The following is a 1,675-nucleotide window of genomic DNA, read 5'->3' as shown; positions in this document are numbered from 1 at the left end:
ACCCGGGGGAGGCCTACAGCACGCAGGTCACGACTCAGCTGCAAGGCGGCAATGCCGCGGACATGATGATCCTCTCCCCAGGCACGGGACAGCCGGTCTCCGTCATCACACTGGCCGACGCCGGGTTCCTCGAGCCACTCGACGAGACCTCGGCCGCCGTCATCCCGGATGGCACCGAGTCCCTCTACGAAGTCGACGGCAAGATCTACGCCCAGCCAGCTGCGCTCACCCCGACCGGTCTCCTCTACAACGCAGCGGGAGCGGCGGATGTGGGTATCAAGGACTACCCGGCTTCCTATGACGACATGCTGAAGGCGTGCGGCACCGCGCGCGATGGCGGCAAATCCTTCAACGTGCTCGCCGGTGCCGCCCCAGCCAACAACGGCCTCCTCGCCATGGTCATCTCTGCAACACAGGTCTACGGACCCACGCCGGACTGGAACGAGCAGCGCGCCGCGGGCGACGTCACCTTCGCCGACAGCGCCTGGCGCAATGTCCTCGAATCCATCATCGAGATGAAGGACAGCGGCTGCTTCCAGGACGGCGTCGAAGGAGGCACGTTCGACACCATCACCCAGGGCATCGGCGGCCAGACGTCGCTCAGCGCGAGCGTTCCTGGCTCAGCGGCCGCTTCGATCGGCGGAGCGACCGGGCTGGACCTTACGGTGCAGGCGTTCCCCCCGGCCAAGGGGGAAGAGCCCTTCATCGTCGCCTCCGCCGGCTACGCATGGGCCATCAACGCGGCAGCCGAGGACGGCGCCAAGGCCTCAGCCCAGGACTTCCTGGACTGGGCCGCCGAGCCGGAACAGGCTCAAGCGTTCGCCGACCTGTCCGGCTTCGTCCCGATCACCGGCGTGGATGCCGCGAGCCTGCCGCCCCAGTACCAGCCCGTCGGTGAACTGCTCGAGCAGGGCTCGTTCGTGGAAGCCCCGCTCGCCACGTTCCCGAACCCCGCCGTCTACGACGCCCTCTCCATCGGCGTACAAGGGCTGCTGACCGGCCAGAAGACCGTCGACCAGGTACTGGACGAAATGGACGCCGCCTGGGGCGAGTAACGCCCCTCAGTACAACGGATGCCGCCCGGGAGACTCCCCGGGCGGCATCCGCGCAGTCGGGCTCTAGCGTGACCGGCGTGGCTCAGCCAACTGCGAGGCCGAAATGCTCAGTCTCACGCGCCCGGCTCGTCGCGGGCTCCTCGGGCATCCAACGACTCCACCAAGGAGGCGCCGGGGCCGAGGATGTCTGTTGCCGCCTCGCGCATCGCAACCTTTCGGACCTTCCCGGTGATCGTCATAGGGAACTCGTCTACCACGTGGACGTACTTGGGGATCTTGTGATGGGAGAGCCTGCCCGAGCAGTATTCGCGCACGGAGGCGGCATCCAATGCGTTGACTCCGTCTCGTAGCCGCAGCCAGACCATGAGCTCCTCGCCGTACCTTTCATCTGGCACCCCGATCACCTGAGCATCGAGCACGTCGGGATGAGTCATCAGGAACTCCTCGATCTCGCGGGGATAGATGTTCTCCCCACCGCGGATGACCATGTCCTTGATCCGACCGGTGATGCTGACGTAGCCGTCCTCATCCATCACTCCGATGTCGCCCGTCCACATCCAGCCCTCATCATCGACCGCCTCAGCAGTCTTCTTCGGCTCGTCCCAATAGCCCAGCATCAC

The 1,675-nt window shown here is 66.0% G+C and carries 2 protein-coding genes; one reads left to right on the top strand and one right to left on the bottom strand.

Annotation, left to right across the window (positions count from 1 at the left end; all coding sequences use genetic code 11):
* The coding region (locus AC1DP3_RS18225) for an extracellular solute-binding protein (RefSeq protein WP_477295772.1) at positions 1-1,055 on the top strand (1,055 nt) is incomplete at its 5' end.
* Between the two features lie 113 nt (positions 1,056-1,168).
* On the opposite strand, the gene AC1DP3_RS18220 is transcribed toward AC1DP3_RS18225, so the two are convergent.
* The coding region (locus AC1DP3_RS18220) for an AMP-binding enzyme (protein WP_477295770.1) at positions 1,169-1,675 on the bottom strand (507 nt) is incomplete at its 5' end.

This window comes from Microbacterium sp. P5_B6, assembly GCF_056400345.1.
Note: the sequence above shows the minus strand (reverse complement) of the source record. Positions and strands in the feature narration are given on the sequence as shown.